Consider the following 9573-nt stretch of genomic DNA (forward strand, 5'->3'; position numbering starts at 1 on the left):
CACCGGACGAGGGCGCATGAACGACAGCCTCCAGCGGTATCCGGCCCTCGCCGTGCAACGCGGCATGGTGCTGCAGACCCTCCGGCAGCCCGCCGGGGGCGTGGACGTCCAGCAGGTCACGATCAGGTGGGACGGCCCGCCGGAGCGCGACGCGTTCAGCGCCGCCTGGCAGGCCGCGACCCGGCGGCACGCGGTGCTGCGTACGGCCTTCGAGGTCGACGGCGAGCACGGCGTGGCGCAGGTCGTGCTGCCCACCGTGGCGCCGGACCTGCGGTGGCGGGACGCGGCGCTCGCCGACTTCCTCGACGCCGACCGCCACGAGCCCCTCGACGTCGGCCGGGCGCCCCTGTTGCGGGTCACCACGCTGGCCGACCACCACGTCGTCGTCACCTTCCACCACGCGATCCTCGACGGCCGCTCCACCCGGATGCTGCTCGACGAGGTCCTCGCCGACTACGCGGCGCGCCAGGCCGGCCGGGCGCCCGATCCGCCGCCCCGGCCGCCGTACGCGGACTTCGTGCGGTGGTGGGGCACGCGCGACCCGAGCGCCGGCGACGCCTTCTGGAAGGAACACCTCGCCGGCGCCCCGCTGCCCCGGGCGCTGCCGGGCCGCCTCGACGCGGACCCCGACGCCCGCGGCGTGCCCGCCTCGGACGAGATCGTCCTGACCCGGGCGGACTCCGACCGGCTGCGCGCCTCGGCCGCCCGGATCGGCGTCGGCGTCGCCGCCGTGGTCCACGCGGCCTGGGCGCTGCTGCGCGGCGGCTACGGCGGGGTCGACGACGTGACGTTCGCGGTCACCAGATCCTGCCGGTACGGCAGCGTCCCGGGCGCCGAGGAGATCCTCGGGCTGCTGCTCAACACGGTGCCGCTGCGGATCCGTGCCGATCCACGGTGGACGGTGCGGCGGTTCCTCGCCGACGTGGCGGACCGGATCCGGCGGCTGCGCGAGCACCAGCTCACCCCGCTGCACACCATCCTCGACCAGGCGGGCCTGGCACCCGACACGCCGCTGCTGGACAGCCTCGTGGTCTTCGAACGGCAGCGACTGGCCACCGCCCTGGCCGAGGGCGGGCCGGAGGCGGCCCGACGCTCGGCGCGCGTCCACCGCATGCCCGGCTACCCGCTGACGGTGCACGCCTTCGACGAACCGGCGCTGTGCCTGGGCGTGACGTGGGACGACAACCGGCTGCTGGCCGCCTCGGCGCGGCGGATCCTCGCGCAACTGCACCACACCGTGCGCGAGCTGGCCGAACGGCCGGACGCCCGCCTCGCCGACCTGGATCTCGGCGCCGCCGGGGAGGCGCCGCTGCGCGCCGCCTGGAACGCCACCCGCCGGCCCCGCCCCCGCGACGCGTCCATCCCGGAGGTCTTCGCGGCCCGGGTCGCCGACGACCCCGACGCCACCGCCCTGGTCCTCGCCGACCGCACGGTCTCGTACGCCGAACTGGACCGGGCCGCCGACCGACTGGCCGGGACGCTGCGCGGGTACGGGGTGACCGGGGAGGCCCCCGTCGCCGTGCTGCTCCCCCGGGGCGAGCCGCTGATCCGGGCCCTGCTGGGCGTACTCAAGGCCGGCGGGGCGTACCTTCCCGTGGACCCGGCCGCCCCGCCCGCCCGGATCGCGGGCCTCCTCGCCGCCAGCGGCACCCGCCTGCTGCTGACCACCGCCGGGGCCGCCGCCGCGCTGCCCGACCTGGGCCCGGTCCGGGTGCTGGACGTCGACGCGCCGCCCGGGGAACCCGCGCCGGCCGGACCGCCGCCCGGGCGGATCCACCCCTCGCAGCTCGCCTGCGTCCTGCACACCTCCGGCTCCACCGGGACGCCCAAGCGGGTCGGGATCACCCACCGGGGTGTGGTGCGGCTGGTGTCCGACCCGGACTTCGCCACTCTCGGGCCCGGCGAGCGGCTGCTCCAGTTCGCCCCGATCGCGTTCGACGCGTCCACCTGGGAGATCTGGGGCGCGCTGCTGACCGGCGCCACGGCGGTGGTCGCGCCGCCGGACCCGGTGGACCTCGACCGGCTGACCGCGCTGATCCGCGACGGCGGGGTCACGATCGCGTTCCTCACCGCCGGGCTCTTCCGGCAGCTCGCCGAGGAGGACGTCACCGCGCTGGCGGGCGTGCGGCAGCTGCTCACCGGCGGGGACGTGGCCGACCCGCGCGCGGTGCGCGCCGTGCTCACCGCGCGCGCCGGGCTGCCGCTGGTCAACGCGTACGGGCCGACCGAGAACACCACGCTGACCAGCTGCCACCTGATGAGCGGGGCCGGGCCGGTGGGCGACCGGGTGCCGATCGGCCGTCGGGTGCCGTGGACCACCGTCCACGTGCTCGACGCAACCGGTCGGCCGGTGCCGGTCGGCGTGGCGGGTGAGCTGTACACCGGCGGCGACGGGCTGGCCCGCGGCTACCTCGGCGACCCGGCGGCGACCGCCCGGGCGTTCGTGCCGGACCCGCAGGTGCCCGGTGGGCGCCTCTACCGCACCGGTGACGTCGTGCGCTGGCGCGCGGACGGCGTGCTGGAGTTCCTCGGCCGCCGCGACGAGCAGGTGAAGATCCGGGGGTTCCGGGTCGAGCCGGGCGAGGTGGAGGCGGTGCTGCGGGCGCACCCGCGGGTCGCGGCGGCGGCGGTGGGCGTACGGGGCGACGGGCCGGAGCGCCACCTGGTCGGCTACGTCACGCCGGCCGGCCCGACGGCGCCGACCCCGGCGGGCCTGCGTGAACACGTGGCCACCCGACTGCCGGCCCACCTCGTGCCGGCCGCGTACGTCGTCCTCGACCGGCTGCCGACGACCGCGTACGGCAAGGTCGACCGGGCGGCGCTGCCGGCGCCCGAACCCGCCGGGGAGGCTCCCGACGTCGCCGGGCCCGCCTCGCCGACCGAGCACCAGCTGGCCGAACTGTGGTCCCGGCTGCTGCCCGGCGGGCGTGCGCCCGCGAGCATCGGGCGGGAGAGCGGCTTCTTCACCCTCGGCGGTAACTCGCTCACCGTCACCCGGCTGATGTTCCGTATCCGCGAGGCGTTCGGCGTGCAGCTGGGCGTGGGCCCGTTCTACCAGGCGCCGACCCTGGCGGCGACGGCGGCGGCGATCGACGCGGCGAGCGGACCGGCGCAGGCCGGCCGGGGGCAGGCCGGGCCGGCGATGCGCCGCCGCGACCGCGTCGCGCACCGCGACGGGCGCGAGCGCCCCGCGCACCTGGCCCGGCTGACCGACGGGTGGGCGCTGTGGCGCACGGTCTGCCTGCGGGGCGCCGGCCTCCCCGTGGACCTGCTGGCCCCGATCGGCGACGCGGAACTCGCCGCCGCCGCCGACCGGGTGGTGGCGGCCCGGGCCGACGGGGATCCGGCCGGCGTCGCCCACGCCGAGGCGGCGTACGCGGCCGCGTACCCGGCGGCGGTCGACCGGCTCACCGGCGCGCTGCACGCGGTGGCGGCCCACCCCCGCTTCCGCGAGGCGGTGGCCTGGCAGAACCCGCACGCGCTGCGCACCGGCATCGACGCGCTGCTGCGCCGGGGTGCCGACAACCCGACCCGCAACACCAAGCACCGCCAGCACGAGGCGCTGGTCACCAGCTACCTCCAGCGCTACTGCGTCAAGAACGACACCATCGGGTTCTTCGGGCCGGTCGGCTGGGCGCGGATCGAGCCGGGCGCGCACGTACGGGTCGACCCCGCCGACCCGCCGGCGCTGCTGGCCGAGCGGACGGTCTACCTGGAGGGCTGGGCGGTCGCGGCGGTGCTGGCGCCGTACGCGTCCCGGCTGCGCCCGTGGCTCGTACCCCGGCTCATGCCCTTCCTGGAGCTGGCCGGGACGACGCTGCGGGTGCCGCTCGCCGCGCCGGTGCGGCTCAGCGACGCCGAGGCGGCGGTGCTGCGCGCCTGCGACGGGGTCCGCGACGCGACCGAGGTCGCGGCGGCCGTGCTGGCCGAGCCCGGGTCGGAAGCGCGGTCGGCGCGGGAGGTGCACGAGGTGCTGGAGGCGTTGGCCGCGGCCCACCGGATCGCCTGGCAGCCGGAGGTGGCGCCGCACGACACCCGGCCGGAGGTGACCGTGCGGGCCCGGCTAGCCCGGGTCACCGACGAGGCCGTACGCGCGCCCGCGCTCGCCGCCCTGGACGAGCTCTGCGCCGCCCGCGACGCGCTCGCCGCGTGTGCCGGCGACCCGGACGGGTTGACCGCCGCGATGGCCGCGCTGGAGGCCACGTTCACCCGGCTGGCCGGTGTCCCCGCCACCCGGCGCGCGGGCACGATGTACGCCGGGCGCACCCCCGTCTACGAGGAGTGCCTGCGCGCCGGCACGGTCGACGTGGGCGAGGCGAGCCTCGACGGGATCCGCGACGCGCTCGGCCTGGTGCTGGAGAGCGCGCGCTGGTTCACCGCCGCCGGCGCGACGCTCTACCGCCGCCTCTGCGTCGACATCTACCGGCGTCGGGCCGCCGAGCTGGGCACCGACGTGGTCCCACTGGCCGACTTCTGGCTGCTGGCCGGCGAGGCGCTGTTCCATCCGCCGCAGCGGCTCACCGCGCTGCTGACCGCCGCGCTGCACCGGCGCTGGGCCGACGTGCTGCCGCTGCCGGCGGACGGGCGACGCGTCCGGCTCACGGCGGCGCAGCTGGCCCCGGCGGTCGCCGCCGCCTTCCCGCCGGGGCGGCCCGGCTGGCCGACCGCGCGCCAGCACAGCCCGGACCTGATGCGCGCCGGCGACGAGTGGGTCCTGGGTGAGCTGCACCCGGGCGTCAACACCCTGCGGTACGCCACCTGGATCGCCTACCACCCGGAGGCGGACGCGCTGCGCGCCGCGCTGGCCCGGGACGTGGGCGCCGGGGCGGTCTATCCCGCCGAGACCGGCCAGGAGGGCGGCGTGCCGACCAGACAGAGCAACGCGTTGACCGGACCGGACGACGTCCGGCTGGTGTTCGCGCACGACTCGTTCGGGCACGACCCGCACCGCAGCCTGCGTGTCGGCGAGTGCGACCTGGTCGAGGTGGCCGGCGGTTTGCGCGTACGCTCGCGCGACGGGCGCTTCGACGCGGACCTGACGCACGTCCTCGGCGACGTCATCGGCGCGGGGCTGTCCCAGCTCTTCCGCATCCTGCCCCCGGCGGCCCACCAGCCCCGGATCACCATCGACTCCCTGGTGGTCAGCCGTGAGGCGTGGACGTTCGCCGCCGCCGACCTCGCCTTCGCCGACACCCGCGACGAGGCGCTGCGGTTCCGGCAGGCGCGGGCCTGGGCCGGCGCCCACGGCCTGCCGCGGCACGTGTTCCTGCGCTGCGCGGGCGAGCGGAAACCCGTGCACGCCGACCTGACCAGTCTCGCCTCGGTCGACCTGGTGTCCCGCTCGGTGCGCCGGGCCCGCCGGCACGCCGGCGACGACGCCACCGTCTCCGTGGTGGAGATGCTGCCGACGCCGGACCAGCTCTGGCTCACCGGGCCCGACGGCCGGTACACCGCCGAGCTGCGGGTCGTGGCGGTCGACGGGCGGGGGCGCTGAGATGGACGTCTTCGAGTTCCCGGCGTCGGCCGCGCAGCGGCGGATGTGGCTGCTCGACCAGCTCGACCCGGGCCAGCCCACCTACCACGTCGGCTGGGCGGTGTGGCTGGACGGCCCGCTGGACCCGGCCGCGCTCGACGGGGCCTGGGCGGCGGCGGTCGCGCGGCACGAGATCCTGCGCACCACGTTCCGGGCCAACGGCGGGCGGCCGATCCAGGTGATCGACGACGACGCCCGGGCGGACGCCATCGAGGTCGTGGCCCTGGACCGGCTGCCGGAGGCGGACCGGGAGGCAGCGGCCCGGGCCGCGCTGCGCGAGCACGCCCGCACCCCGATGCCGTTGGAGCGGGGGCCGCTGGCCCGGGTCAAGCTGCTGCGTCTTGCCCCGCAGCGGCACGTCCTGGCGCTGGTGGCGCACCACGCGATCGTCGACGGCTGGTCGTTGCGGCTGCTCTGCGACGAGCTCTCGGCCGACTACGAGGCGCTGCGCGCCGGCCGGCCGCCCGTGTCGGTCGAGCCGCCCCTCCAGTACGCCGACTTCGCCCTCTGGGAGCGGGAGCACGTCGACGCGGGCGGTCACGCCGAGGCGGAACGCTTCTGGCCGGCCGAGCTGGCCGGTGCCCCGCCGGAGGTGCCGCTCCCGGTCGACCGCCCGTACCCGGACCGGCTGTCGCCGGCCGCCGCCGAGGTGGCGGTGCCGGTCGACGGGGAGCTGGCCGGGGCGCTGCGCCGCCTGGCCGGGGCGCGGGGCAGCACCCTCTTCGCCGTGCTACTGACCGCGTACGCGGCCCTGCTGTCGCGGCTCAGCGGCGCGGACGAGGTGCTCGTCGGCGTGCCCGTGGCGGGGCGTACCCGGATCGAGACCGAGCCGATGCTGGGCCTCTTCGCCAACACCGTCGCGATCCGGGCGGCGCTGCACGGCGACCCGACGCTCGCCAAACTCCTCGACCGGGTGCACGCCACCACCGCGCGCGCCCAGGCCCACCAGGACCTGCCGTTCGCGCGGGTGGTCGAGCTGTGCCGGCCGCAGCGGCAGCCGTCGCGGGCGCCGCTGGTGCAGGTGATGTGCACGGTCGAGGAGGCCCTGGCGCCGGTGGAGCGGGGGGCGCTGCGCTGGCGACCGGAGCTGGTGCCCACCGGCACCGGCAAGTTCGAGCTGGAGCTGGCCGCCGTCGCCGGCGAGGACGAGCTGTCGGTGCGGCTGCGCTACCTCACCGACCTCTTCGACCCGGCCAGCGCGGGCCGCTTCGCCGACGCCCTGGCCGCGATCCTGGCCGCGCTGGCGACCGCCCCGCAGACCCGCGTGTGCGACGTGGACCTGCTCTCCCCCGCGACGGCGGACCTCGTCACCCAGGTGTGGCCGGCGGCCCGCTCCGGGTCCCTTCCGCCCCCGGGGTGCACCGCGGCGGCGCTCGTGGCCGACGTCGACGCCGGCGACCGGGTGGTGATCGCGGGCGACGACGCGACCCTGACCGGCAGCGCGGTGCGCCGGCTGGCCGCCGGCATCGCCGCCGGGCTGCGCGGGCTCGGCGTACGGGCCCAGGAGACCGTGGGCATCGTCCTGCCCCGGGGAGCCCGGCCGCTCCCGGCGCTGCTTGGCGTATGGCGGCTCGGGGCGGCGTACCTGCCGCTCGACCCGACCCACCCGCCGGGGCGGCTGCGGGCGATGCTCGCCGACGCCGGGGTGCGCGTGGTCGTCACCGACAGTGGCGCCGTCCCCGCGCCCCTGCTGGCCGAGCTGACCGCGGCGGTGACCCTGCTCGACCTGGCCGCGCAGGCGCCGGCCGCCCCCGGGGCGCAGCCGGCCGACGCGGAGACGCAGCCGGTGCTGCCGCCGCCGTGTGCGGTGCCGGCGACGGCGGCGGCGTACGTGCTGTTCACCTCGGGGTCCACCGGCCGGCCCAAGGCGGTCACCGTCACCCAGGGCGCGGTGGCGCACCTGCTGCACGCGTTCCGGGAGATGGTCCCGCTGGGGCCGGGCGACCGGGTCCTCTCGGTGAGCCCGTTCGCGTTCGACATCGCCCTGCTCGACCTGCTCCTGCCGCTGCTGTGCGGCGCGCCGGTGGTGGTCGCCGGCGAGGACGACGTGATCGACGGCAACCGGCTGCGGCGGCTGCTCGCCACGACCGGGACGACGATGCTCCAGGCGACGCCGACGACGTGGCGGATGCTGGTGGCGGCCGGCGGGGTGCCGGCCGGCGTGCGGCTGCGCCTCAGTGGCGGTGAGGCGCTGCCCCGGGCCCTGGCCGATGCCCTGGCGGAGCCGGGCACGCGCCTGTGGAACCTCTACGGCCCGACCGAGACCACCGTCTACTCGACGGGGGCCGAGGTCGAGGCGGGGTCCTCCGCGCCGCCGGACCTCGGCCCGGCCCTCGCCGGCAGCCGGGTGTACGTGCTGGACCGGTGGCTGCGGCCGGTGCCGCCGGGCGTGGTCGGTGAGGTCTGCATCGGCGGGGCGGGGGTCGGCCGGGGCTACGTCGGCGCGCCGGGCTGGACCGCCGGGCGGTTCGTGCCCGACCCGTTCACCCCGGGCGGCCGGCTCTACCGCAGCGGGGACCTGGGGCGGTGGCTGCCCAACGGGCGCATCGAGCCGCTGGGGCGGGCCGACCGGCAGGTGAAGGTGCGCGGGTTCCGGGTCGAGACGGCGGAGGTGGAGGCGGTGCTGCGCGGCCACCCGCAGGTCCGCGACGCCGTCGTGACGGCCACGTCCGACGTGGACCACGACGGGGTGCGGCTGGTCGGGTACGTGGTCACCGACCCGCCCGCGACCGACCCGCCGGCCGGGCTGGCCGAGTACGCGCGCCGGTTCCTGCCCGCGCACATGGTGCCGGCGGTCCTCGTGGCGCTGCCCGAGGTGCCCCGGACCTCGCGCGGCAAGCTGGACCTGCGCGCCCTGCCGGTGCCGGCGAGGGGTGCCGGCCTCGGCGGGGTGCCGGTGGCTCCGCGTACGCCGCTGGAGCGGGAGCTGGCGGCGCTGGTGGCCGACCTGCTGGGCCTGCCCGGCCCGGTCGGGGTCGCCGACAACTTCTTCGTCCTGGGCGGGCACTCCGTGAAGGCCACCCAGCTGATGGCCCGGATCTGGACGGCGTACGGGATCGACCTGCCGGTCCGGACGCTCTTCGACGACCCGACCGTGGCCGGGCTGGCCGCGGCGGTCAGCGCCGCCGGGGCCGCGACCACCAAGGGCGCCGGCGCGGCGGGATCCGGCGGCGCGGGCTACCTCGACACGTTGACCGACGACGACGTCGACGACCTCCTCGCCGGCATGGACCGGCCCTCGGGGTGGGACGGATGAGCGGGCCTGCGGAGCCGCCGGCCTGGCTGGCGGCGGTGCTCACCGCGCTCGCCGAGGGCCACGACCCGGCCACCGCGCCGCACTGGCGGCGGCGGGTGGACGTCGAACTCGACCGGCTCGCCGGCCGGGTGCCGTTCCGGGTGGTGCACGACTGGCACGCGCGCGTCCTCGCCCCGGCGCCCGGCGGCGACGCCGGCCGGCTGGTGTGCGACCTGCACCGACGGGCGCTCGCCGGCGACCGGGCCGGGGCGGACGAGTGGCGCGACGCGCTCCGGCCCGCCCTGCGCGAGCTGTACCGGGCCGCCTACCCGTACGCCGAGGCCCGGGCGGTCGCGCACGCCAACGCCCACGCCTACGCGACCGCCAACGGCTACGGCCCGGACGAGGTGGCCGGGTTCGCCGCGCACTACGCCGACCTCAGCACCGGGGCCAACGCGGCGGCGTTCGCCGACGCCAACGCCCTCGCCGTCGCCGACGCGCTGGCGCAGGCCCTGGCGCGGGCCGACGCCTCGGCGTACGCCGAGGCGTACCCGGCCGCCCTGGCGCGCGCGTACGCCCTGGCGGCGGCGAACCGGGCCGGCGGGGCGGGCGCGGCGCGCGTACTCCGGGCGGCGTACGGACGGCTGGGCGGGGCGCTGGCCGAAAGTCTGCGCGACGTGTCGGATTGAGGCCCCCGGACCCGTCCGTCGGCCCCTGGTTTCGGCCCGGCGAGTCATCTACTGTGGATCCACTTCGGCCGATGTCGGGCGGCGCGGCGGGCCAGCGGGGACTCGAGGGGGAACAC

At 77.9% G+C, this 9573-nt stretch carries 3 protein-coding genes; all 3 read left to right on the plus strand.

What is annotated here, in order from left to right; genetic code table 11:
• The first annotated feature begins 16 nt into the window (after positions 1-16).
• Genes CLT72_RS09415 through CLT72_RS09425 form a run of 3 tightly spaced genes read left to right on the plus strand, consistent with a single transcriptional unit; the run spans position 17 to position 9457 of the window.
• Positions 17-5494 carry a non-ribosomal peptide synthetase gene (locus CLT72_RS09415; protein WP_101410888.1) on the plus strand — a complete coding sequence of 1826 codons (5478 nt, stop codon included), beginning with the start codon at positions 17-19 and terminating at the stop codon, positions 5492-5494.
• 1 nt (position 5495) lies between these two features.
• Complete coding sequence (locus CLT72_RS09420) at positions 5496-8789, plus strand: non-ribosomal peptide synthetase (RefSeq protein ID WP_101410890.1); 3294 nt, start codon at positions 5496-5498, stop codon at positions 8787-8789.
• Positions 8786-9457: a SpcZ gene (locus tag CLT72_RS09425; protein ID WP_101410892.1), complete on the plus strand. Its 672-nt coding sequence runs from the start codon at positions 8786-8788 to the stop codon at positions 9455-9457. The genes CLT72_RS09420 and CLT72_RS09425 overlap by 4 nt, the downstream gene beginning before the upstream one ends.
• Positions 9458-9573 lie beyond the last annotated feature (116 nt).

This window comes from Micromonospora sp. CNZ309 (assembly GCF_002846525.1).